The sequence below is a fragment of the Bradyrhizobium sp. Bra64 genome (assembly GCF_024519875.1).
GTDB lineage: Bacteria > Pseudomonadota > Alphaproteobacteria > Rhizobiales > Xanthobacteraceae > Bradyrhizobium > Bradyrhizobium japonicum_G.
The window spans coordinates 14,824-37,507 of record NZ_JALJRD010000019.1; the positions used below are offsets into that span (position 1 = coordinate 14,824).

At 64.6% G+C, this 22,684-nt stretch carries 18 protein-coding genes; 11 read left to right on the forward strand and 7 right to left on the reverse strand.

All coding sequences use genetic code 11. The annotated features are described in order from the left end of the window. Position 1 precedes the first annotated feature (1 nt). Together mobA and fdhD are read right to left on the reverse strand one after the other, a co-directional pair. On the reverse strand, positions 2–643 hold the full coding sequence (gene mobA, locus NR187_RS31840) for a molybdenum cofactor guanylyltransferase MobA (RefSeq protein WP_211381811.1): 642 nt from the start codon (positions 641–643) through the stop codon (positions 2–4). Continuing rightward, the gene (fdhD, locus tag NR187_RS31845; RefSeq protein WP_256809046.1) at positions 624–1,514 is read right to left on the reverse strand and encodes a formate dehydrogenase accessory sulfurtransferase FdhD; all 891 of its coding nucleotides are present in this window, start codon (positions 1,512–1,514) and stop codon (positions 624–626) included. The genes mobA and fdhD overlap by 20 nt, the downstream gene beginning before the upstream one ends. Positions 1,515–1,720: 206 nt before the next feature. On the opposite strand from fdhD, the gene mobB reads away from it, so the two are divergent. The 8 genes from mobB to ybaK all read left to right on the forward strand — a co-directional run bounded on the left by mobB (position 1,721) and on the right by ybaK (position 11,429). After that, positions 1,721–2,248, forward strand: coding sequence for a molybdopterin-guanine dinucleotide biosynthesis protein B (gene mobB / locus NR187_RS31850; RefSeq protein WP_211381813.1), 528 nt, complete (start codon positions 1,721–1,723; stop codon positions 2,246–2,248). A 9-nt stretch (positions 2,249–2,257) separates the two neighbouring features. Next, positions 2,258–3,514 carry a gephyrin-like molybdotransferase Glp gene (gene glp / locus NR187_RS31855; protein WP_256809047.1) on the forward strand — a complete coding sequence of 419 codons (1,257 nt, stop codon included), beginning with the start codon at positions 2,258–2,260 and terminating at the stop codon, positions 3,512–3,514. A gap of 44 nt (positions 3,515–3,558) precedes the next feature. Further along, a complete protein-coding gene (locus NR187_RS31860) occupies positions 3,559–3,822 on the forward strand; it encodes a sulfurtransferase TusA family protein (RefSeq protein WP_211381815.1) in 264 nt (87 codons plus the stop codon). A gap of 318 nt (positions 3,823–4,140) precedes the next feature. After that, on the forward strand, positions 4,141–5,793 hold the full coding sequence (locus NR187_RS31865; protein ID WP_211381816.1) for an OFA family MFS transporter: 1,653 nt from the start codon (positions 4,141–4,143) through the stop codon (positions 5,791–5,793). 90 nt (positions 5,794–5,883) lie between these two features. Beyond that, entirely contained in the window at positions 5,884–6,165 is a 282-nt protein-coding gene (locus NR187_RS31870; RefSeq protein WP_211381817.1) for a hypothetical protein, read from the forward strand. A gap of 153 nt (positions 6,166–6,318) precedes the next feature. Continuing rightward, the gene (locus NR187_RS31875) at positions 6,319–8,022 is read left to right on the forward strand and encodes an NADH-ubiquinone oxidoreductase-F iron-sulfur binding region domain-containing protein (protein ID WP_211381818.1); all 1,704 of its coding nucleotides are present in this window, start codon (positions 6,319–6,321) and stop codon (positions 8,020–8,022) included. Further along, positions 8,019–10,787 (forward strand): formate dehydrogenase subunit alpha, encoded by a 2,769-nt coding sequence (fdhF, locus tag NR187_RS31880; protein ID WP_256809050.1) that lies wholly within the window; start codon positions 8,019–8,021, stop codon positions 10,785–10,787. The genes NR187_RS31875 and fdhF overlap by 4 nt, the downstream gene beginning before the upstream one ends. A 168-nt stretch (positions 10,788–10,955) precedes the next feature. Next, positions 10,956–11,429, forward strand: a complete 474-nt coding sequence (gene ybaK, locus NR187_RS31885; protein WP_211381820.1) for a Cys-tRNA(Pro) deacylase — start codon at positions 10,956–10,958, stop codon at positions 11,427–11,429. Positions 11,430–11,439: 10 nt separating this feature from the next. On the opposite strand, the gene NR187_RS31890 is transcribed toward ybaK, so the two are convergent. Next, entirely contained in the window at positions 11,440–12,123 is a 684-nt protein-coding gene (locus NR187_RS31890; protein WP_211381821.1) for a GntR family transcriptional regulator, read from the reverse strand. A 150-nt stretch (positions 12,124–12,273) separates the two neighbouring features. Between NR187_RS31890 and tcuA the strand changes: the two genes are divergently transcribed. Together tcuA and tcuB are read left to right on the forward strand one after the other, a co-directional pair. Beyond that, positions 12,274–13,665, forward strand: coding sequence for an FAD-dependent tricarballylate dehydrogenase TcuA (gene tcuA, locus NR187_RS31895; RefSeq protein ID WP_211381822.1), 1,392 nt, complete (start codon positions 12,274–12,276; stop codon positions 13,663–13,665). Then, positions 13,652–14,758, forward strand: a complete 1,107-nt coding sequence (tcuB, locus tag NR187_RS31900; RefSeq protein WP_211381823.1) for a tricarballylate utilization 4Fe-4S protein TcuB — start codon at positions 13,652–13,654, stop codon at positions 14,756–14,758. The genes tcuA and tcuB overlap by 14 nt, the downstream gene beginning before the upstream one ends. 299 nt (positions 14,759–15,057) lie before the next feature. Here tcuB and NR187_RS31905 read toward each other — a convergent pair whose 3' ends face one another. Beyond that, positions 15,058–18,462 carry an acyl-[ACP]--phospholipid O-acyltransferase gene (locus NR187_RS31905; RefSeq protein WP_211381824.1) on the reverse strand — a complete coding sequence of 1,135 codons (3,405 nt, stop codon included), beginning with the start codon at positions 18,460–18,462 and terminating at the stop codon, positions 15,058–15,060. A gap of 358 nt (positions 18,463–18,820) precedes the next feature. Continuing rightward, positions 18,821–19,087, reverse strand: a complete 267-nt coding sequence (locus tag NR187_RS34930; protein ID WP_306235818.1) for a hypothetical protein — start codon at positions 19,085–19,087, stop codon at positions 18,821–18,823. A 51-nt stretch (positions 19,088–19,138) separates the two neighbouring features. Between NR187_RS34930 and NR187_RS31910 the strand changes: the two genes are divergently transcribed. After that, positions 19,139–19,759 carry a TetR/AcrR family transcriptional regulator gene (locus tag NR187_RS31910; protein WP_256809096.1) on the forward strand — a complete coding sequence of 207 codons (621 nt, stop codon included), beginning with the start codon at positions 19,139–19,141 and terminating at the stop codon, positions 19,757–19,759. A 15-nt stretch (positions 19,760–19,774) separates the two neighbouring features. Here the strand turns inward: NR187_RS31910 and NR187_RS31915 are convergent, their stop codons facing one another. Further along, complete coding sequence (locus NR187_RS31915; RefSeq protein WP_211381825.1) at positions 19,775–21,082, reverse strand: GGDEF domain-containing protein; 1,308 nt, start codon at positions 21,080–21,082, stop codon at positions 19,775–19,777. A gap of 245 nt (positions 21,083–21,327) precedes the next feature. Continuing rightward, positions 21,328–22,632: a nicotinate phosphoribosyltransferase gene (pncB, locus tag NR187_RS31920; RefSeq protein ID WP_256809052.1), complete on the reverse strand. Its 1,305-nt coding sequence runs from the start codon at positions 22,630–22,632 to the stop codon at positions 21,328–21,330. Positions 22,633–22,684 lie beyond the last annotated feature (52 nt).

A 22,684-nucleotide genomic window follows, 5' to 3' on the forward strand; every position in this document is an offset into this window, starting at 1 on the left:
ATTAGGACGCCGCATCCAGCGCCGCCAGCCGCTCTGCGTCGGCGATGTCCTCGACCGTGTTGGCATTGAAGAACGGATCGAGCGGCTCGGCCGGCCAGGTCACCGTCGCCAGTGGATAGCGCGCGGTCCAGCGGTCGATCTTTCGGAGGTCCTCGACGACCAGCGCATGGCGCAGCTCATTGCGCAAGGAGACGCGCCACAGCCCGATCACGGGATGCGACTGGTCGCCTGATGCCGCGACCGCGAGCTCGGCATTGGCCGCGATGCGTTCTTCATGCAAGCGCGCAACCAGATCGCGCGGCAGGAAGGGGCAGTCGCCGGCGGCGCTCAGCACCCATTCGACCCCCGGCCGGTTCGTGGCGGTCCAGTCGAGCGCGGCGAGGATGCCGGCGAGCGGGCCGGGGAAGCCGGGTACCTCATCGGGGACGACCTGCAAGCCGAACGCGACGAAGCGTGCGGGATCGCCATTGGCGTTGAGGATCAGTCCGCTGCATTGGGGGGCAAGGCGCGCAATCACGCGCTCCAGGATGGTACGGCCGCCGATGGTCCGCATCGGCTTGTCGCCGCCGCCCATGCGCCGCGCCAAGCCACCGGCGAGCAGGACGCCTTGCGTCGGAGGAAGATCAGTCGTCACCACCTTCACCCTTGCGCTTGTGCTTTGCGGATTCTTCCTCGACGTAAGCGAGGTTCTGGTCGTAGACGATGCGCTCCTCGCCCGCGAGCGCGATGAAGCGCTTGCCGCGGGTGCGACCGACGAGTGTCAGCCCGACTTGTCTTGCGAGGTCGACGCCCCAGGCGGTGAAGCCGGAGCGCGACACCAGGATCGGAATCCCCATTCGCACCGTCTTGATCACCATCTCCGAGGTGAGCCGTCCCGTTGTGTAGAGGATCTTGTCGGACGCATCGACGCCGTGGCGGTACATCCAGCCCGCGATCTTGTCGACGGCATTGTGGCGGCCGACGTCCTCGGTGTAGCAGAGCGGTTCGCCCTCCCTGCACAGCACGCAGCCATGGATCGCGCCGGCCTCCAGATAGAGCGAGGGCATGGTGTTGATAGTCTGCGTCATCTGGTAGAGCCAGGAGGTGCGCAGCTCGGCCTTCGGCAGCGCGACGCTCTCGACTGCTTCGAGCAGGTCGCCGAAGGCGGTGCCCTGCGCGCAGCCCGAGGTCTGCGTGCGCTTCTTCAGCTTGGCTTCGAAATTGGTGTGGTGTGTGGTGCGCACCACGACCACCTGGAGGTCGTCGTCGTATTCGACCTCGGTGACCTCGTCGTTGTATTTCAGCATGTTCTGGTTGAGCAAATAGCCCAGCGCCAGATATTCCGGATAGTCGCCGATCGTCATCATGGTGACGATCTCCTGCGAATTCAGGTAGAGCGTCAGCGGCCGCTCCATCGGTACCTTGATCTCGACCCTGGCGCCGGACTGGTCCGTGCCGGTCACGCTCTGGGTCAAGCGCGGATCGCCGGGATTCGGGAGGATCAGGGGCACCGGGGCTTTGTCGATCTTCATCATGGCCGCGACGTTAGCATGACATTCGGGTCAAGCCGATATAAGCATGCTGGCGGAAAGCGAAATGGCTCCTGTCGTCATTGCGAGCGCAGCGAAGCAATCCAGAGTCTTCCGCGGTGGCAGTCGGGATTGCTTCGCTACGCTCGCAATGACGGGGAAAGGCCGGAGGTTCCATCGGCAGGTGCGTCGTTGGCGGAGATCGAGAGGTTATGAAAGTCATCGGCCTTGCAGGCTGGAGCGGTGCGGGCAAGACCACGCTGTTGACGCGGCTGATCCCGCATTTCAGCGCGCAGGGCCTGCGCGTCTCCGTCATCAAGCATGCGCATCACCAGTTCGACGTCGACGTCCCCGGCAAGGATTCCTGGCGCCATCGCGAGGCCGGCGCGGCTGAGGTGCTGGTGGCCTCGTCGAACCGTTGGGCGCTGATGCACGAGTTGCGCGGCGCAGCCGAGCCGCGGCTGCCGGAACTGTTGAGCAAGCTGTCAGCGGTCGATCTGGTCGTGGTCGAAGGCTTCAAGCGCGAGCCGCATCGCAAGATCGAGGTGCACCGCGCCGCCAACGGCAAGCCGTTGCTGTTTCCCGACGATCCCGGAATTTTCGGGATCGTGGCCGACATCGCCATTGAATCGCGGCTGCCGACCGTCCATCTCGATGATATCGAGGCTGCCGCGGCATTGCTGCTGGCCGCGGCGATGCCGGTCGAGGAAGCGGTCGCAAAAAGCGCCGCGCTGCGCTGACGAGGCACCATGGCGCAATTGTCGGACGATTGTTTTGCGTTCGGTGGACCGATGATGTCGGTCGACGAGGCCGTTGGTCTGATCACGACGCGCGTCAATGCGATTGCCGATCTCGAAACCGTGGCGCTCGTGGATGCCGATGGGCGGGTTCTGGCGCGCGACGTCGCTGCGCCGCTACCGCTGCCGCCCTTCACGAACTCGGCAGTTGACGGGTACGCCGTGCGCAATGCGGACCTTCCGCAAAGCGGAGAACACGCCTTGCCGGTCGATGGCCGCATCCAGGCCGGCGGCCTTGCACAGGCCGCCATCAAGCCCGGCCACACCGCGCGCATCTTCACGGGCGCGCCGATGCCACCGGAGGCCGGGACCGTCTTCATGCAGGAGGATGTCCGGATCGATGAGGCCGGCAAGGTCGTGCTGCCGCCAGGGCTGAAGCCGGGTGCCAATGTGCGCCCCGCCGGCGAGGACATTCCCGAAGGGCACGTCGCGCTGCGCGCCGGCCAACGGCTGCGGCCACAGCATGTCGCGCTCGCCGCGGCGTTGGGCCTGATGCGGGTCGACGTCGTCAGGCGCATCCGCGTTGCGGTGTTCTCGACCGGCGACGAGCTGGCTTCGCCGGGCGAGCCGCGCGCGACCTCGCAGCTGTTCGATTCCAACCGCTTCATGCTGATGGCGATGCTGCGCCGGCTCGGCTGCGAGGTTAGCGACCTCGGCATCCTGCGCGACGAGCGTGCTTCGCTCGCCAATGGCTTGAAGCAGGTTGCAAGCAAGCATGACCTGATCCTCACCACCGGCGGTGTCTCGACCGGGGAGGAGGATCACGTCAAGGCGGCGGTCGAGAGCGTCGGCTCGCTGGTGTTGTGGCGGATGGCGATCAAGCCCGGCCGTCCCGTGGCGATGGGTATCATCGGCGGCACGCCGCTGATCGGCCTGCCCGGCAATCCCGTGGCCAGTTTCGTCACCTTCGTCCATGTGGTGCGGCCAACGGCGCTGGCGCTGATGGGTGGTTTGCCGGAACCGCTGTTGCCGATCCCGGTGCGCGCGTCGTTCTCCTACAAGAAGAAGATCGGCCGCCGCGAATATGTTCGCGTCTCCCTGCGGCGCGCGGAGGACGGCGCGCTGGAGGCGGTCAAGTTCCCGCGCGAAGGCGCCGGGCTGTTGTCGTCGCTGGTCGAGACCGACGGTCTTGTCGAACTCGGCGAGGACATTACGAAGGTCGAGCCGGGGCAGGGCGTAGGTTTCCTGTCCTATGCCGATCTGCTCTGACCGGTTGCGTTGACGCCACGGACCGGCCCCGCCATGTTGCGCCCATGACCAGAACCACGCTCGATCTCACGGGGCTGAAATGCCCGCTGCCCGCCCTGAAGACACGCAAGGCACTCAAACCATTGCAGCCGGGCGATCAGCTCGAGGTGCACTGCACGGATCCCCTGTCGGTGATTGACATTCCGAACCTGATTCGGGAGACCGGCGACACGGTGGAGATCACCGAGCGCAACGACGCGCGCATCGTGTTCTTGATAGAAAAGACGAATGGTCCGATAGGCAGCGCCAATGGTGCGCTGCGTTCTTGAGCGCGTTACCGCGTTGATACCGACCTTTTGTCTATCGACATCGATCATGGCTTCTGCCCAAATTGACTTTCTCCGTGGGGGCGCGGAGGTTGAGTCTTGTCTGCGATACGCGGATCAATGGGCCGCACACAAAGCTTGCACGTCGTATCGGGCATAGAGCCCCGCTCGAGGGGTTAACTTTTCGGAGGCGCGTGACGATCCTGGTGCGCGTCGGATGATTGTGCGGGGGCAGCAGGGACAGCTGGCTGCACCGCGGATGGCTGAGGATCAGGATCTTAGTGGCAGGCTGCTCAGAAGGGCGGCTTAGGGGAGGACTGTATGGCTACTATTGAGAGCGCTGGAACGATTTCAGGCGCTGGCGCCGGCTTTCTTGATCGTGAGCGGACGATTGCGAGGGCCGGCTTCAATCGCTGGCTGGTGCCGCCTGCGGCGCTATGCATCCATTTGTGCATCGGCATGGCTTACGGCTTCTCGGTGTTCTGGTTGCCGCTCTCGCGCGCGATCGGCATCACCGCGCCGAAGGCCTGTCCGGACATGTCGCTGTGGCAGGAGCTCTTCACCACCACTTGCGACTGGAAGGTCGCGAGCCTCGGCTGGATGTTCACCCTATTCTTCGTCGTGCTCGGCGTTGCGGCCGCTGTTTGGGGCGGCTGGCTCGAGCGGGTCGGTCCGCGCAAGGCCGGCTTCGTCGCGGCGATCTGCTGGTGCGGCGGTCTCATTCTCGGCGCCATCGGCATCTATCTGCATCAGCTCTGGATCATGTGGCTCGGCTCCGGCGTGATCGGCGGCATCGGCCTTGGTCTCGGTTACATCTCGCCGGTGTCGACGCTGATCAAATGGTTCCCCGATCGCCGCGGCATGGCGACCGGCATGGCGATCATGGGCTTCGGCGGCGGCGCTATGATCGGCGCACCGTTTGCCAATCTCCTGATCAACTACTTCAAGACATCGACCGAGGTCGGCGTGTGGCAGGCCTTCGTCGTCATGGGCGTGGTCTATTTCTTCTTCATGACCATCGGCGCGTTCGCCTACCGCGTGACGCCGGCGGGCTGGAAGCCCGAGGGCTGGACGCCGCCGAGCGAGAAGAAAACGATGATCTCCGAGCATCACGTTCACCTGGACAACGCGCACAAGACGCCGCAGTTCTGGCTGATCTGGTGGGTGCTGTGCTTGAACGTGTCTGCCGGCATCGGTGTGATCGGCATGGCCTCTCCGATGTTGCAGGAAATCTTCGCCGGAAAGCTGATCGGCCATCCGGAGCTCACCTTTAGTCAGCTCTCGGTCGATCAGAAGACGGTCATCGCCGGCATCGCGGCGGGCTTCGCGGGCCTGCTGTCATTGTTTAACATCGGCGGTCGCTTCTTCTGGGCGTCGCTGTCGGACTATATCGGCCGCAAGAACACCTACTATACGTTCTTCATCCTCGGCATCGTGCTCTACGCGCTGGCGCCGACCTTTGCGGCGATGGGCTCGAAGCTGCTGTTCGTGCTCGGCTTCGGCGTCATCCTGTCGATGTATGGCGGGGGCTTCGCGACCGTGCCGGCCTATCTCGCCGATATGTTCGGGACCCAGTTCGTCGGCGCCATCCACGGCCGGCTGCTGACGGCGTGGTCCACCGCGGGCATCATCGGCCCCGTTGTGGTCAACTACATCCGCGAGTTCCAGCTCGCGGCGGGTGTGCCGCGTGACCAGCTATACAATACGACTATGTACATTCTCTGCGCGATGCTGATTGCGGGCATCATCTGCAACTACCTGATCAAGCCGGTCGCTTCGAAATGGTACATGAGCGAGGCGGAGGTCGCGAAGTTGCAGGCGGCGAACGCCGGCGCCAATGTTGTCCAGACGGGTTCGTTCGGAATCGGCACTGGCGGCCTCGACGCCAAGGCTGCGATTTTCTGGCTCGTCGTCGGCGTTCCCATGGCGTGGGGCGTGTATAAGACGCTCGAGAGCGCGGTTAAAATCCTCTGACCGCAAACCCACCACCCGCGGGAGGCTGACGCCAGCTTCCCGCGGTGTTCGCCTTGCTGATCAATGAGAATGGGACCTAGGGGGATTCCTATGCTTCGCACCCGTATCTGCCTTGCCGCCATGCTGCTGGCCGCAAGCCTTCATGCCGCGTCCGCGCAAACCGCGGCGGCACCTGCGACCACCGCACCAGCCGCGACGACCGAGGCCAAGCCTGGCAAGATCAAGCTCACCATGCAGAAGCTGAAGGACATGAAGGCGAAGTGGGCGGCCAACAAGCCAAAGCTCAAGGCCTGCCGTGCCGACGTGAAAGCCAAGGGCCTCGCCGGCGACGATCGCTGGTTCTACATCGAAGAGTGCATGAACAAGACCTGAGCCGGTTCCACGATCAGTTTGCGTAGGGGGGCGTGAGGCTTGTTGGGCCGCATGCCCCTTAAATGCTTATCGGAACGGATGAATTCGCTTGGCATCTGGTATGCCAAAAGCTAGACTTGGACATGTTCTAAAGAAGGTTTACGAGACTCATCGATGAACCACGACGTGCATGAGGTCCGCTCGTTCGAGCATCCGGGCGAGGGACGGAAGCGAGCCAAGGCCACGCCCAAGGGGCGGCAGGTCGATCCCACCGCCGCGCACGAGATCGAGCAGCTGCTCGGCGACCGGTCGCGGCGGCGCGATCTCCTGATCGAATATCTCCATCTGATCCAGGACAAATATCACCAGATCTCGGCCGCGCATCTTGCCGCGCTTGCCGACGAGATGAATCTCGCCTTCGCCGAGGTGTTCGAGACCGCGACGTTCTACGCGCATTTCGATATCGTGAAGGAAGGCGAGCCCGATATCGCGCCGCTGACGATCCGCGTCTGCGATTCGCTGACTTGCGCGATGCTCGGCGGCGAGAAGCTGCTCGAGGATCTGCAGAGCGCGTCGGGTCCCGGCATCCGTGTCGTCCGCGCGCCCTGCGTCGGGCGCTGCGATACCGCGCCGGCGGCCGAGGTCGGCCACAACTTCGTCGATCATGCGACGGTCGCAAATGTGATGGCCGCCGCGAAGGCCGGCGACACCCACGCGCATCTGCCCAAATATATCGACTACGACGCCTATGTCGCCGGCGGCGGCTACAAGCTGCTCGATCGCGTGCGCTCCGGCGAACTGTCGAAGGATGATCTGCTGAAGGCGCTCGACGACGCCTCGCTGCGCGGGCTCGGCGGCGCCGGCTTCCCGACGGGGCGCAAATGGCGCGCGGTGCTGGGCGAGCCCGGGCCGCGGTTGATGGCGATCAACGGCGACGAGGGCGAGCCCGGCACGTTCAAGGATCGCGTCTATCTCGAAAGCGATCCGCATCGCTTTCTCGAGGGCATGCTGATCGGCGCGCATGTGGTGCAGGCCTCCGACGTCTACATCTACCTGCGCGATGAATATCCGGCATCGCGCGAAATCCTCGAGCGCGAGCTCGCGAAGCTGCCCGCGGGCGGCCCGACGTTGCACATGCGCCGCGGCGCCGGTGCCTATATCTGCGGCGAGGAATCTTCGCTGCTGGAAAGCATCGAGGGCAAGCGCGGCCTGCCCCGGCACAAGCCGCCTTACCCGTTTCAGGTCGGCCTGTTCGGACTGCCGACGTTGATCAACAACATCGAGACGCTGTGGTGGGTGCGCGACATCGTCGAGAAGGGCGCTGACTGGTGGAAGGGCCATGGGCGGCACGAGCGTCATGGCCTGCGCAGCTTCTCGGTGTCAGGCCGCGTCAAGACGCCGGGCATGAAGCTCGCGCCCGCAGGCATCACCGTGCGCGAGTTGATCGACGAATATTGCGGCGGCATGGCCGACGGCCATCAGTTCTATGCTTATCTGCCGGGCGGCGCGTCCGGCGGCATCCTGCCGGCGTCGATGGACGACATCCCGCTCGATTTCGGCACGCTGGAGAAATACGGCTGCTTTATCGGCTCGGCCGCGATCGTGATCCTGTCGCAGAAGGACAGCGTGCGGGCGGCGGCGCTGAACCTGATGAAGTTCTTCGAGGACGAAAGCTGCGGCCAGTGCACGCCATGCCGCGTCGGAACCCAGAAGGCGGCGCTGCTGATGCAGCAGCCGGTCTGGAACCGCGCCTTGCTGGAGGAATTGAGCCAGGCGATGCGTGATGCCTCGATCTGCGGGCTCGGACAGGCGGCATCGAATCCGCTTGCCACCGTGATCAAATATTTCCCTGACGAGTTCAAGGAAGCGGCCGAATGACGAAGATTACGTTCGAGCTTGACGGCAAGCAGGTCGAGGCCAGTCCCGGCGAGACGATCTGGCAAGTCGCAAAACGCCAGGGCCGGGAGATTCCCCATCTGTGCTATTCGCCGGCGCCGGACTATCGCCCCGACGGCAATTGCCGCGCCTGCATGGTGGAGATCGAGGGCGAGCGCGTGCTTGCGGCCTCCTGCAAGCGCACGCCGTCGGTCGGCATGAAGGTGAAGTCCGAAAGCCACCGTGCGGTCGCGGCGCAAAAGATTGTGATGGAGCTGCTCGTCGCCGACCAGCCGGCGCGCGAGACCTCGCATGATCCGGAATCCAAATTCTGGCACTGGGCCGAGACCACTGGCGTCACCGAGAGCCGCTTCCCTGCCGCCGAGCGCTGGGCGACCGATGCCAGCCATCCGGCGATGCGCGTCAATCTCGATGCCTGCATCCAGTGCGGCCTCTGCGTGCGCGCCTGCCGCGAGGTGCAGGTCAACGACGTCATCGGCATGGCCTATCGCAGTCATGGCTCGAAGATCGTGTTCGACTTCGACGATCCCATGGGCGAATCCACCTGCGTTGCCTGCGGCGAATGCGTGCAGGCCTGTCCGACCGGCGCGCTGATGCCGGCCGTGATGCTGGACGAGGCGCAGACGCGCGTCACCTATGCCGACAAGAAGGTGGATTCGCTCTGCCCGTTCTGCGGCGTCGGCTGCCAGGTGACCTACGAGGTCAAGGACGAGAAGGTGATCTACGCCGAGGGCCGCGACGGCCCCGCCAATCACAATCGTCTCTGTGTGAAGGGCCGTTTCGGCTTCGACTACATCCACCATCCGCATCGCCTGACCAAGCCGCTGGTGCGGCTGCCGAATGCGAAGAAGGATTCCAACGACCAGGTCGATCCGGCCAATCCTTTCACGCATTTCCGTGAAGCGAGCTGGGAGGAAGCGCTCGACATCGCCGCCAAGGGCCTGGTCAAGATCCGCGACACCAACGGCGTGAAGGCGCTGGCGGGCTTCGGCTCGGCCAAGGGCTCGAACGAGGAGGCCTATCTGTTCCAGAAGCTGGTACGCACCGGCTTCGGTTCGAACAATGTCGACCATTGCACCCGTCTGTGCCACGCCTCGTCGGTCGCCGCGCTGTTCGAGGGCCTGAGCTCCGGTGCGGTGTCGGCGCCGTTCTCGGCGGCGATGGACGCCGAGGTCATCATCGTGATCGGCGCCAATCCGACCGTGAATCATCCGGTCGCCGCGACCTTCATCAAGAACGCGGTCAAGCAGAATGGCGCCAAGCTGTTCGTGATGGATCCGCGCCGGCAGACGCTGTCGCGTCATGCCACCAAGCATCTGCAATTCAAGCCCGGCTCCGACGTCGCCATGCTGAACGCGATGATCAACACGATCATCACAGAAGGCCTGACGGACGATCAGTACATCGCCGGCTACACCGAAGGCTTCGAGGATCTCAAGGAGAAGATCAAGGAGTTCACGCCGGAGAAGATGGAGCCGATCTGCGGCGTCCCGGCGCAAACCCTGCGCGAGGTGGCGCGTACCTATGCGCGCGCAAAATCGTCGATCATCTTCTGGGGCATGGGCATCAGCCAGCACGTTCACGGCACCGACAATGCGCGCTGCCTGATCGCGCTGGCGCTGATCACCGGCCAGGTCGGCCGTCCCGGCACCGGCCTGCATCCGCTGCGCGGACAGAACAACGTGCAGGGCGCGTCCGACGCCGGCCTGATCCCGATGTTCCTGCCGGACTATCAGCCGGTCGGTCGCGACGATTTGCGCGGGGCCTTCGAGAAGCTGTGGGGCCAAGACCTCGATCCCGTCCGCGGCCTGACCGTGGTCGAGATCATGAATGCGATCCACGCCGGCGAGATCAAGGGCATGTATATCGAGGGTGAGAATCCGGCGATGTCCGACCCCGATCTGCAGCATGCGCGCCAGGCGCTCGCCATGCTCGATCACCTCGTGGTGCAGGACCTCTTCGTCACCGAGACCGCATTCCACGCCGACGTCATCCTGCCGGCCTCGGCCTTTGCCGAGAAGGAAGGCTCCTTCACCAACACCGATCGCCGCGTGCAGCTCGCGCGCCAGGTGATCAAGCCACCGGGCGATGCGCGGCAGGATCTCTGGATCATCCAGGAGATCGGCAAGCGCATGGGCCTGCCGTGGAATTATGCCGGCCCCGGCGATGTCTACACCGAGATGGCAGAGCTCATGCCGTCGCTCAAGAACATCAGCTGGGAACGGCTGGTGCGCGAAGGTGCCGTGACCTATCCGGCGGACGATCCGGACAAGCCGGGCAACGAGATCATCTTCACGACCGGATTCCCGACCGCGAGCGGGCGCGGCAAGATCGTGCCGGCTCACGTCATCCCGCCGGACGAGATCCCCGACGACGAATATCCGATGGTGCTCTCGACCGGCCGCGTGCTCGAGCACTGGCACACCGGCTCGATGACGCGCCGCGCCCAGGTGCTCGACCAGATCGAGCCCGAGGCGGTTGCGTTCATGTCGCCAAAGGACATGCACAGGAAGAAGCTGGCGCCCGGCGATTTCATTCGCCTGGAGACCCGCCGTGGCGCGGTCGAGGTCAAGGTCCGCTCCGACCGCGACGTGCCCGAGAACATGGTGTTCATGCCGTTCTGCTACGCGGAGGCGGCGGCGAACCTGCTGACCAATCCGGCGCTCGATCCGTTCGGCAAGATCCCGGAGTTCAAGTTCTGCGCGGCGAGAGCCGAGCGCGCGGAGATGCGGGACGCGGCGGAGTAGCAATTCGCGAAAAACAACCCCATGCACAGTAGGCGAGGGGTTGAAAGGCTTGAGGAATTTTCGGTCTTGCCGAAACGACTTGCGGCGTCGGTCAAAACACCTGCATCAATGCATGATCACCAACAGCGCCGGCTTCGCCGCTCGCAACGACGGTGGTAAACGTAATCCATGTCGAAAGTCACCCCCGCCACACGCGCGCTCACAGCCGCCGGTGTCGCCTTCACCGTTCACGCTTACGACTACGATCCCGACGCCGAGAGCATCGGCCTCCAGGCGGCGGCTGCCCTGGCTGAGGATCCCGCGCGCGTGTTGAAGACGCTGATAGCCCTGGTCGACGGCAAGCCGGTCTGCATCATCGTTCCGTCCGACCAGGAAGTGTCGATGAAGAAGCTCGCCGCTGCTGTCGGCGGCAAGTCCGCGCAAATGATGAAGCCGCCGGAGGCCGAGCGCCTCACCGGCTTCAAGGTCGGCGGCATCAGTCCGTTCGGGCAGCGGAAACCGGTGCCCGTCGTGATCGAGCAGATCGCGCTCGCGCACGAGTATGTGTATGTCAATGGCGGTCAGCGCGGACTGCAGGTGCGGCTCAAGCCGGGTGATGTGCGGGACGTGTCGAACGCGGTTGCCGCAGACTTGATCGCCTGAGCGTTGCGTTCTACTGCTTCTGCAACAGCTTGAGACGGCAGCGTAACGCCTCGCGGATATGCGCGCGCGCGAGCTGCTCGGCCTTGTCGCCGTCGCGCGCGGCGATGGCCTCGATGATGATTTGGTGCTCGCTGTGGCTGGTCGATGGGCGTCCCGTCACCGTGAAGGTGGTGGGACCGAGCAGCGCGATCCAGTCCTGCAATTCGCGGGAGGCGTTGTCGAGATAGCGGTTGCGCGCGGCGCGGCAGACGGCTTCGTGGAAGGCGCGGTTGAGCCGCGCCATCTCGGCCGCGTCGGTCGCGGAGGATTCAACAAAAGACTGTTCGATATCCCTGAGTGCATCGATCTCCGTCGTCGAGGCATGCTCGGCGGCCAGGCGCGCGGCCGCGCCTTCCATGATCTCGCGCATGGCGTAAAGCTCGACCACTTCTGAAATGTCGAGGTTGCGCACGATCACGCCGCGGCCGCCGGCCGGCTCGACGAAACCACGCGCGGCGAGCCGGCCGAGCGCCTCCCGCACCGGCGTGCGGCTGACCTTCAGTCGCTGGGCGACCTCCTCCTCGCGCAGGCGATCGCCGGCGCGGTAGCTACCGGCTTGCAGCGCCTCGCAGAGCGAACGGAACACGGCTTCGCCGAGCGCCACGCCGCCGCCGCGCGCGATCGAGCCGCCTGTCTTTGCCGGGCGTCTGGCCATGGTCCCTCGAGGCGCATCCTGCCCATGCAGAGATGCCGCTTGCTCCCTTACTGTATATTCTTGTATACAAAGGTGCGCAATGGCGGTCCGGAGTGGGCGAGGCTGCCGTCGGGCAGAATGTCTCTAACTTCGTCGCTCCGGGTACACGGCATGAGCAGCAAATACGACGTGCTGGTGATCGGCGGTGGCAATGCGGCGCTGTGCGCGGCGATCGCTGCGCGGCGTGGCGGCGCCTCCGTCCTCGTGCTCGAAGGCGCGCCAAAGTTCTATCGCGGCGGCAACACCCGCCACACCCGCAACATGCGCTGCGCTCATGACGCGGCGACCGAAATTCTCACAGGTCCGTATACCGAGGAGGAATTCTGGGAGGATCTGCTGCGTGTCACCGGCGGACAGACCGACGAGATGCTCGCCCGCCACATGATCCGCGAGTCCAAGGATATCCTGAACTGGATCGTGGAGCAGGGCGTGCGCTGGCAGCCCTCGCTCGGCGGCACGCTGAGTCTCGGCCGCACCAACTCGTTCTTCCTCGGTGGCGGGCGCGCGATGCTGAATGCGCTGTATCTGACCGCCGAGCGGCTGGGCGTCGACGTCGAATATGATGCCGAAGTCACCGAGCTCGTGATCGAGGACGGCATGTTCCTCGCCGCGCGCCTCGAGCGGCCCGTCAAGGGCGAGACCGAGATCCGCGCGACGTCACTGGTCGCCGCGGCCGGCGGTTTCGAGGCCAACATCGAATGGCTCAAGCAATATTGGGGCGAGGCTGCCGACAATTTCCTGATCCGCGGTACGCCCTATAATCGCGGCTCGATCCTGAAGATGCTGCTCGACAAGGGCGTGCAGGAGGTCGGCGATCCCACCCAGTGCCACGCGGTGGCGATCGATGCCCGTGCGCCGAAATTCGACGGTGGCATCATCACGCGCCACGACTCGGTCGTGTTCGGCATCGTCGTCAACAAGCATTCGCAGCGGTTCTACGACGAGGGCGAGGACATCTGGCCGAAGCGCTACGCGATCTGGGGCCGGCTGGTCGCGGCGCAGCCCGACCAGATCGCCTACATCATTTTTGATTCGACCGTGGTCACCTCGTTCATGCCGACGCTGTTCCCGCCGATCGCCGGGCAGACGGTGGCCGAGCTTGCCGGCAAGCTGCAGCTCGATCCAGCCGCGCTGGAAAAGACCGTCACCGAGTTCAACGCGGCGGTGCGGCCCGGCACCTTCGACCACACCATTCTCGACGACTGCCGCACCGAGGGCATCACGCCGCAAAAGACGCATTGGGCGCGCAAAATCGAAACGCCGCCTTATCTCGCCTATCCGGTGCGGCCCGGCATCACCTTCACCTATCTCGGCACCCGCGTCACCAAGGAGGCGCGGCTGCTGATGGCGGACGGCAAGCCGTCGGCCAACATGTTCGCGGCTGGCGAGATCATGGCCGGCAACGTGCTCGGCAAGGGTTATGCCGCCGGCATGGGCATGACGATCGGCAGCGTGTTCGGACGGATCGCAGGACGGGAAGCGGCGAAACATGCACGGAACTAGAATTTTGGACGAGGCCGACCGTCTGATGACGGTCTGCAATTCCTGCCGCTACTGCGAGGGGCTCTGCGCGGTGTTTCCCGCCATGGAGATGCGCCGTGCGTTCTCGGACGGCGACCTCAACTATCTCGCAAACCTATGCCATTCCTGTGGCGCCTGCTATGTCGACTGCCAGTTCTCGCCGCCGCACGAGTTCAACGTCAACGTCCCAAAGACGCTGGCGGTCGCGCGCGCCGAGTCCTATGCAGCCTATGCCTGGCCGCATGCACTTTCGGGCGCCTTCGCGCGCAACGGCCTCGTCATCAGCATCGTCGCCGCGCTCAGCATGGCGGCCTTCATCCTCGGCTTTGCTGCTCTCAATGACCACAGCGTGCTGTTCGGCGTGCACGCCGGTCCCGGCGCGTTCTACAGACTGATGCCGCACAACGCGATGGCCGCATTGTTCAGCGCCGCCTTTCTCTATGCGATCCTCGCGCTGGTCATGAGCGTGCGCGCGTTCTGGCGCGACATCGGTACGCCGATCGGCGGCCGCGCCGACGGCGGCTCGATTGTCCAGGCGATCCGCGATGCCGGCGAGCTGCGCTATCTCCATGGCGGCGGCGTCGGCTGCTACAACGAGGACGACAAGCCGACCGACCGGCGCAAGCTTTTCCATCATTTGACCTTCTACGGCTTCCTGCTGTGCTTTGCCGCGACGTCAGTCGCCACGCTCTATCACTATCTCCTTAGCCGCGAGGCGCCGTATCCGTGGTGGGATCTGCCCGTGGTGCTCGGCACGCTCGGCGGCCTCGGTCTGATCATCGGGCCGATCGGATTGTTCATCGCGAAATCGCGCCACGCACCGGAGCTGCTTGACGAGCAGCGCTACGGCATGGATGTTGGCTTCATCGCCATGCTGTTCCTGACCGGCTTCACCGGCATGCTGCTCCTGCTGTTGCGGGAAACCGCCGCGATGGGGCCGCTGCTGGCACTGCATCTCGGCGCGGTGTTCGCGCTGTTCATCACCATGCCCTACGGCAAGTTCGTGCACGGCATCTACCGCTTCGCGGCACTGGTTCGCTATGCACAGGAGCGTCGCAGCGAAGCCGGCTCTTGAGGGGCGGCAATCGCATATGGCATTTTGCGCGATCACAGCGCGCGCCTCGTCCTTCGAGACGACCGCTTCGTGGTCGCCTCAGCATGAGGCTAAGTGGTATCGGTACTCGTCGAAACGAAGGCCGCACACTCGGTCATCATCCTGAGGGCCCGCCAACGGCGGGCGTCTCGAAGGATGGCTGCGGAGAAATCGCTCACATATGCGATGGCCCTGGCTCTTGAGGGGCAGGCTACGTAGCTTTGAGCGGCACCACGCTGTCGCGCCGACCAACCGCCGGTGCGACAGCCTTGGGCTGGGTCTTACGCCACCTCGCGCTCCGGCGCGGACGCCTGCTCGCGGGCCATCGTCGTTGCCGTGACGTAGTCGGTCTTGCCGGTGCCGAGCAACGGCACCTTGTCGACCACCATGATCGCCGCGGGCACGGCCAGTTCGGATGCGCCGATGGCCTTGGCCTGGCCCTGCATCGCACTGCGCTCGGCGGCCTTTTCCGTCGTCAGCAGCACGATGCGCTCGCCCTTGCGCGGGTCCGGGATCGACACGGCAATCGATGCGGCGTGCGGCCACAGGGTCGTCGCGATGGTCTCGACCGCGGACAGCGAGACCATTTCGCCTGCGATCTTGGCGAAGCGCTTGGCGCGGCCCTTGATGGTGATGAAGCCGGCCGCGTCGATCGCGACGATGTCGCCGGTGTCGTGCCAGCCCTCCGCGAGCACTTCGAGCACGCCGGGATTTTCGGCCCGCAGATAGCCGAGCATCACGTTCGGTCCGCGCACCGAGAGGCGTCCACCTTCCTCGATGCCGGGGACCGGATCGAGGCGGCTTTCCATCAGCGGCGACAGCCGGCCAACGGTGCCGGGGCGATTGGCCATCGGCGTGTTCATCGCCAGCACCGGCGCCGTCTCGGTGACGCCATAGCCTTCGAGGATGCGGATGCCGTAACGCTCCATGAACACCTGCCGCGTCCTATCCTTGACCGCCTCGGCGCCGGCGATCACCAGGCGCAGGGTGCGGAAGTCATAGGCATGCGCCGAGCGGGCGTAGCCGGCAAGGAACGTGTCGGTGCCGAACAGGATCGTGGCGCCGGTCTGGTAGATCAGCTCGGGCACGATCCGGTAGTGCAGCGGCGAGGGATACATGTAGATCGGAATGCCCGCGAGCAGCGGCATCATCATGCCGCCCGTGAGCCCGAACGAGTGGAACACCGGCAGCACGTTGAACACCTTGTCATTGGCGTTGGCATCGACCCGCGCCAAAGCCTGCGCCGCGTTGGCGAGGATGTTGCGGTGGGACAACACCACGCCCTTGGGCGTGCCTTCCGAACCCGACGTGAACAGCACCACGGCCGGATCGCTGGCCTGGCGGGTGACGCGCGGCGCGGTGCCTGCGAGCAGGCCCTTGATCTTGTCGGCCGTGCTGATCGAGGCGCGGACGTCCTCGAGATAGACCACGCGCGCCTCGGCGGAGATCGCAGCCATCAGCTTGTCGAGCTTGCCCTTCTCGATGAAGGCCTTGGACGTCAGCACGGTCCTGACCTGCGCGGCCTTCATGGCGGCGAGCACGTTGACCGGGCCCGCCGAGAAGTTGAGCATCGCCGGCACCCGGCCGATGTTCTGCAGCGCCATGAAGACGACGGCGACGCCCGCGGAGTTCGGCAGCAGCACGCCGACATTCTCGCCGACCGCGGTGCCGTTCTCGAGCTTCCGGCTCAAGACCTGCGCGCCGAGAATCAGCTTGCGATAGGTCAGCTTGGTGCCGAGCGCGTCCTCGACGATGACCTTGCCGGTGTCGCGGTCGCGATAGGCATGTCCGAGCGCCTCGAACAGCGTGTGATCGAGCATGGCGTTCTTCACGAGGGCGTCGATCATCACGTCCTGGAGCGCGGCGCCGGCGGCATTGCGGCGCGTCTTGCCCTTCAGCGCCGGATCGACCGGCAGCTTGACCGGCGGCAGGATCGTCACCGTTACCCGCGGAAACCACGTGCGCTTGATCTGGCTGCTGTTGAGGTAGCTGAGATGCGAGCGCTGCGCGCCTTCGATGCGCACCGGCACGACCACCGCGTCGGCCTTGTCTGCGATCATCGCGGTGCCGTCATAGACCTTCATCAGCGAGCCGGAGACGGTGATGCGTCCTTCCGGGAAGATGACCACCGGTTCTCCGGCGGCGACGAGCTTGATCAGGTCGCGCGCGGCCAGCGGCTTGGTCGGGTCCATGGTGTAGTGCTTGACCACGCGCAGAAACGGCTTGGCCCACCAGGCCTTGGCGATGCCGGTGTCGACCGCGAAGCTCGCGTCGATCGGCAACACGGCGTGCAGCAGCGGGCCGTCGATCAGGCTGACATGGTTGGGCGCGATCAGCATCCGGGTGCCCGGAGGCGGCAGGTTTTCTAGGCCGCGAACCTCGGTGCGGAAGAGGGCGCGGAACAGCAGTCCGCCGAAATCGCGCACGCCTTCCTTGCCCCACTTCGTGAGCACGAACCACACCGCGCCGAAGCTGGCGACGCCGAGGCCGAAGAAGATCCAGCCGATATGGAGGCCCGCCGCCTGCAGCAGCGCGACGAACAGCGAGCCGGCCACCATGAAGGCCGCCTGCAGCACATTGCCGGCGGCGATGATGCGGGCGCGCTCGGATGCTGCCGACCAGGCCTGGACCGCGGCGAAGGAGGGAACGACGAACAACCCGCCGCCGAATGCGAAGGCGACGAAGTCGACCAGCATGCGCAGGCCCGCGAACGAGGTTGCGAAGTCGGCGGCGGTGATGTCTTGACCCTTGGCGGTCACACCGATCGCCCAGGCGAGATCGAGGCCCGCAAACCCCATGATGATGGCGCCGATCGGCACCAGTGCGAGGTTCGGGCGAACGTGGCTGAGGCTTGCTGCGAACAGCGAGCCGATGGCGATGCCGATTGCGAAGATCGCAAGACACAGCGTCACCACGCCCTCGGTACCGCCGACGACGTCCTTGACCAGCGCCGGCAGCAGCGACAGCACGATCGCGCCGACCAGCCAGAACCAGGAGACGATCACGGTGCCGTCCCATAGCCGGTGGTCGGCGTGCAGCGTCTTCAACAGGCCGAGCGTCGAGGTCCAGGGATTGGCGTTGACGGGCAGGTCGGGTGCAGACGGCGTCGTCGCGGGGATGCGGGAGGCGAAGGCCCATGACAGCAGGGCCAGCACGACAACGGCCGATGCGACCCAGCCCATATGCGCGGAACCGGCCACGAACTGGCCGCCGGCGACGGTGCCGAGCAGGATGGCCATGAAGGTCGCGCCTTCGACCAGCGCATTGCCGCTCGCAAGCTCTCCGAGTTCGAGCTGATCCGGCAGCATCGCGTATTTCACGGGGCCGAACAGGGCGGCGATGATGCCGAACAGCGCGAGCGCTGCGAACAACAGCGGCACCGAATGCAGGAAGAAGCCAGCGGCGGCAAAGGCCGCGGCGAAGATCTCGGCGAATTTGAGCCGCCGCGCGACGACGGACTTGACGTATTTGTCGGCGAGCTGGCCGCCGAGCCCGGACAGGATGAAATAAGGGAAGATGAAGACGGCGCCTGCGACAGTCACCAGCGCATCGCCGTGGCCGGTCGCGGCACTGTAAAGCAGGATGATGACGAGTGCGTTCTTGAGCACGTTGTCATTGAGTGCCGAAAAGAACTGCGCCCAGAACAGCGGCGCGAAGCGGCGTGACGACATCAATTCCCTGATCATGACCAGTCCTGTTTTGGAAGGCAGCCTGAGATAGTTTCATTGTCGGTTGGACGTCGGGTCCAGAGGATATGCGACGGGCAATTGCGGGTTGACGGTCGCCCCGGCCTGCTCTGCGCGCTTACCTTCCGATCCTGTTGGTCTCCGCACGGTGTGGTTTGGTTCGCAATGGTTCGGTTACGGCCTGTCGAGCTCCGGTAGGGGACCGCGCCCGCCGGGATATCGCCGCGGGCGGTGAGGAAAACCTGAACCGCATCGCCGAAGGTCGCGGCATCGGCTTCGAATGTCGGGACATGGTAAGTCCTTTCTTGCAACCTGATATTGCATTCGAGGTGACCCAAACGTGCCGGCTGCTCCCGCCTCAGGTGAGTTGGGAGAGGCGGCGGAAGGGCGAGAGGTGGCCGATAAGGCTGAAGCGGCGGCCCTCTTGGCGGGCACGGGCGCGGTTGGCCCGCCACATCCGGAAGGTCGCGCGGCGCTCGCTCAGTACACCGGCAATGTCGCAGGCATTCGCGATGCGATCGATCGGCGTCATCGCGAGCCGCAGGATAGCGCGGCCCAATCCGGTCACGAGGGATGCGGCGTCGTCGATGAAGGTGAAGGCGATATCAACAGCGAGCGTTTGCATTTTGCAGGTCTCCAGGTTAAATTGAACAATGTTCATGTGAGTAGCTTGAAAATGAACAATGTTCAAGAAGAATCGCTGCGGGACCGAAAAAAATATCGCCGGCGGCTCCAGGTCGTGGAGATCGCCCGCAGTATCATTGCGGCTAAGGGCCTGAGATCGCTGAAGGTTCGGGACGTTGCGGAGGCCGCCGGCTGCTCGGTTGGCAGCGTCTATAACGAGTTTGGCGACTTCGACGGGGTGATCCTGACGGTCAACCGGGAGACCGTTCAGGCGCTGACGATGCGGCTTGGCCAGGTTCCGGCCGAGGATCCCGTTCGCCAGCTCTACGGGCTCGCCGCGACCTACCTCGAATTCTTCGCCGAGCACGCCAACCTGCTGCGCTCGCTGTTCGAGCATCGGATGGAGGACGACCGTCCTTATCCCGATGATATCCTGCAGATGGTGATGGATGCTTTCGCCTTGATGCATCCACCTCTGGTGCGGCTGTTGCCCGATGCGGATGACGTCAAGATCGCACTGTTGTCGCGCACGCTGTTTTCGGCGGTGCACGGGATCATCTCGCTCGGTCTCGAAGAGCGCATGGTGGCGGTGCCACCTCAGATGCTGCGCCAGCAGATCGAACAATTCCTCGACGCGCATCTTGCGGGTCTCGGGATTCTGCCTCGACGGTGAGAGGGGCGAGCAGCGTCAGGCGCGGGCAGCCTCGCGCGGCCGGGCTGCGACAACGACGACGTCGGCTTTCGCACTCTCGACCTGAACCCGGTTGCGGCCCCTCTCCTTGGCGCGATAGCAGGCGGTATCCGCACGCCGCATCGCGTCCTCGAGCGTGGTCTTGCCGCCGGAGATGCAGGCAACGCCGATGCTGGCGGTCACCGCGAAGCAACGGTCGTCCCAGGCGAAGCTGAACAGCTCGAGCGATCGCCGCAGCCGTTCGGCGATATCGACGGCATGCGAGGGCGGGCAGTGCGGCAGGATCAGGCCGAATTCGTCGCCGCCGAGCCGGGCCACCAGGTCGTGTGGCCGCCGGTCCTGTTGCAGCAGGCGCGAGACCTGGCAAAGCAGGCGGTCGCCGGCGAGATGGCCGCAACTGTCATTGACGTTCTTGAACTGGTCGAGGTCCAGCAGGATCAGGACCAGCGGTCCCGCCGCGGTCGTGTCCAGCTCGCCTTGCAGTCGCGCCTCGAAGGCGCGGCGGTTGGACAAGCCGGTCAGCCAATCGTGCGATGCCTGCCAGGCCAGACGTTCCTTCTCGGCGTGCAAGGCATCCTCGATTGCATGTCGTTGCAGCACCAATCGCCGCGTATGCCAGATCAGCAGCAGGATCAGCGTCGCGGCGGTGACGATGTTGATGCAGGTCAGCGTCACCTTGATCGCGCGGGAGCCTTCGCCGAGGACGGTGGAGAAGCGATTGGCATGCACCGTGAACTGGGTGTTGAGCTCCGAGAGCCGCGACGACAGGAAGCGCAGGCGGCCGCTGTCCTGAACAGGGCCCTTCTCCAGCTCGGACCGGATGACCTCGCCGAAGACGCTCAGCTCCAGCAGCATGGGATCGGTAGCAGCCCACTCGCTGATCGCTTCCTGGAGGAAGCTGACGCGGCTGAAATAGCGAAACAGCCAGATCAATCCCGGAACGTCATCGGGATGATTGCCGCCTTGCAGGAAGCCGATGCGGGCGGCCTCGACGTCAACCGGATCGCGCTCGAGCGCCCAGCGCGCGAACTCGTCGCCGATGGGAACGGAGAGTGAAGCCTGGTATTGCGCGAACTGGTTCGGCTCGCCCGAATGCAGATAAAGATTGAGGAAATAGACGGCGTTCTTCTGCGAGCGCGACCACAGCGCTTCGCCCGCGACATAGGCGCGGACCGATGACATCACCTCGAGGCTGAATCCCGCAATCGCCGCCTGGAGCACGACGACCATGACGAAAGGCGAGACGAGCTTGATGACGTGAAGGAAGCTGCCTCCCTTCGTCGACGACGTTGTCCTGCGAAACACCTGCGTTCCCCAAATCGATCAACGAACCCCTGTGGAGCGTTGCGCCTGCAACGCCAAGTAGAGGACAAGGTTGCTTAACTCGACCTCAATTCCGCAGGGGACTGCATCGGAGGGTGAAGGCGTCGTGAAGTGGATGTGTGCAGATCGTTGCAAATGCCGACAAACCGGAACCGGCGCGGCAACTGCAAACCAATGCCTCGCATTCGTCCTGCGCGGGTTACCTATCGAGAGAGTTTGGTCCGGTGCTAGACCAGCACCGGCTTGCGCACCCGGCCGACATCGCCGAACACGCGCAAATAACGCTCGATCTCGGAGGGCATGCCGGTTGCCTTCTCCGGATTGTCGGAGAGCTTGACCGCCGGGTGGCCGTCGACAGACGACACTTTGCAAACGATCGAGATCGGGTCGAGATTGATCGAGGCGTCCGGCGGGCAGCCGACGAAATCATTGGTGAGGTTGGTGCCCCAGCCGAAGGACAGACGCACCCGGCCACCGAAATGCTGATAGGTCTCCTCGATCGAGCCCACGTCCATCGCGTCGGAGAACACCAGCAGCTTGTCCTTGGGATTGCGGCCCTTCTGCTCCCACCACTTGATGATTTCTTCGCCGGCCTGGATCGGCGGCGCGCTGTCGGGGCGGAAGCCGGTCCAGTCGGCGACCCATTCCGGCGCATCGCGCAGGAAGGCCTTGGTGCCGAAGGCGTCGGGCAGTGCGATCAGGAGGTTGCCGCCATAGGTTTGGCGCCACTGGTCGAGGATGCGATAGGGCGCCCATCGCAACTCCTCGTCGTCCCTGGCGAGCGCGGCCGCGACCATCGGCAGCTCATGCGCATTGGTGCCGATCGCTTCGAGATCATTGTCCATCGCGAGCAGCACGTTCGAGGTGCCGATGAAGGATGGGCCGAGGCCTTCCTTCACCGCCTCGACGCACCAGCGCTGCCAGAGGAAGCCGTGGCGACGGCGGGTGCCGAAGTCGGACAACCGGAGGCCCTCCAGCTTGCGCAGCCGCTCCACCTTGGTCCACAGCTTGGCCTTGGCCCGGGCATAGAGCACGTCGAGCTCGAAGCGGCCGCGGCCCTTCATCGCGGCGCGCGAGCGTAATTCGTTGAGGATCGCGAGTGCGGGAATCTCCCACATCGTGGTGTGGGTCCAAGGCCCATGGAAATGCAGCTCGTATTGACCTTCGACCTTGCGCAACTCGTATTCGGGCAGGCGGAATTCGGCCAGCCAGCGAATGAAGTCCGCCGAGAACATGTGGGTCTTGCCGTAGAAGGTGTTACCGGCAAGCCAGATCAGCTCCTTCTTGCCGAAGCGAATGGTGCGGGCGTGGTCGAGCTGGGCGCGCAGCTCGCCCTCGTCGATGATCTCGGCGAGCCGGACATGCCGCGAGCGGTTGATGACCGAGAAGGTCACCTGCTGATTCGGGTACGATTCCCGAATCATCTGCAACATCAATAGCTTGTAAAAGTCGGTATCCAGCAGGCTGCGGATGATGGGATCCAGCCGCCAGCTGTGATTGTAGGTCCGGCTCGCAATGTCGGTCACTGTCATGGGGGGAATTCTAGCGTGGCTCCCCCTGCGCAACCAGTGGGTTTGGCGAGGA

Excerpts from the sequence above, each read along its gene's own strand:
- fdhD (WP_256809046.1), bottom strand. The coding sequence starts at position 1,514 with ATGATGAAGATCGACAAAGCCCCGGTGCCCCTGATCCTCCCGAATCCC.
- mobB (WP_211381813.1), top strand. The coding sequence starts at position 1,721 with ATGAAAGTCATCGGCCTTGCAGGCTGGAGCGGTGCGGGCAAGACCACG.
- glp (WP_256809047.1), top strand. The coding sequence starts at position 2,258 with ATGGCGCAATTGTCGGACGATTGTTTTGCGTTCGGTGGACCGATGATG.
- NR187_RS31860 (WP_211381815.1), top strand. The coding sequence starts at position 3,559 with ATGACCAGAACCACGCTCGATCTCACGGGGCTGAAATGCCCGCTGCCC.
- NR187_RS31865 (WP_211381816.1), top strand. The coding sequence starts at position 4,141 with ATGGCTACTATTGAGAGCGCTGGAACGATTTCAGGCGCTGGCGCCGGC.
- NR187_RS31870 (WP_211381817.1), top strand. The coding sequence starts at position 5,884 with ATGCTTCGCACCCGTATCTGCCTTGCCGCCATGCTGCTGGCCGCAAGC.
- NR187_RS31875 (WP_211381818.1), top strand. The coding sequence starts at position 6,319 with ATGAACCACGACGTGCATGAGGTCCGCTCGTTCGAGCATCCGGGCGAG.
- fdhF (WP_256809050.1), top strand. The coding sequence starts at position 8,019 with ATGACGAAGATTACGTTCGAGCTTGACGGCAAGCAGGTCGAGGCCAGT.
- ybaK (WP_211381820.1), top strand. The coding sequence starts at position 10,956 with ATGTCGAAAGTCACCCCCGCCACACGCGCGCTCACAGCCGCCGGTGTC.
- NR187_RS31890 (WP_211381821.1), bottom strand. The coding sequence starts at position 12,123 with ATGGCCAGACGCCCGGCAAAGACAGGCGGCTCGATCGCGCGCGGCGGC.
- tcuA (WP_211381822.1), top strand. The coding sequence starts at position 12,274 with ATGAGCAGCAAATACGACGTGCTGGTGATCGGCGGTGGCAATGCGGCG.
- tcuB (WP_211381823.1), top strand. The coding sequence starts at position 13,652 with ATGCACGGAACTAGAATTTTGGACGAGGCCGACCGTCTGATGACGGTC.
- NR187_RS31905 (WP_211381824.1), bottom strand. The coding sequence starts at position 18,462 with ATGATCAGGGAATTGATGTCGTCACGCCGCTTCGCGCCGCTGTTCTGG.
- NR187_RS34930 (WP_306235818.1), bottom strand. The coding sequence starts at position 19,087 with ATGCAAACGCTCGCTGTTGATATCGCCTTCACCTTCATCGACGACGCC.
- NR187_RS31910 (WP_256809096.1), top strand. The coding sequence starts at position 19,139 with ATGAACAATGTTCAAGAAGAATCGCTGCGGGACCGAAAAAAATATCGC.
- pncB (WP_256809052.1), bottom strand. The coding sequence starts at position 22,632 with ATGACAGTGACCGACATTGCGAGCCGGACCTACAATCACAGCTGGCGG.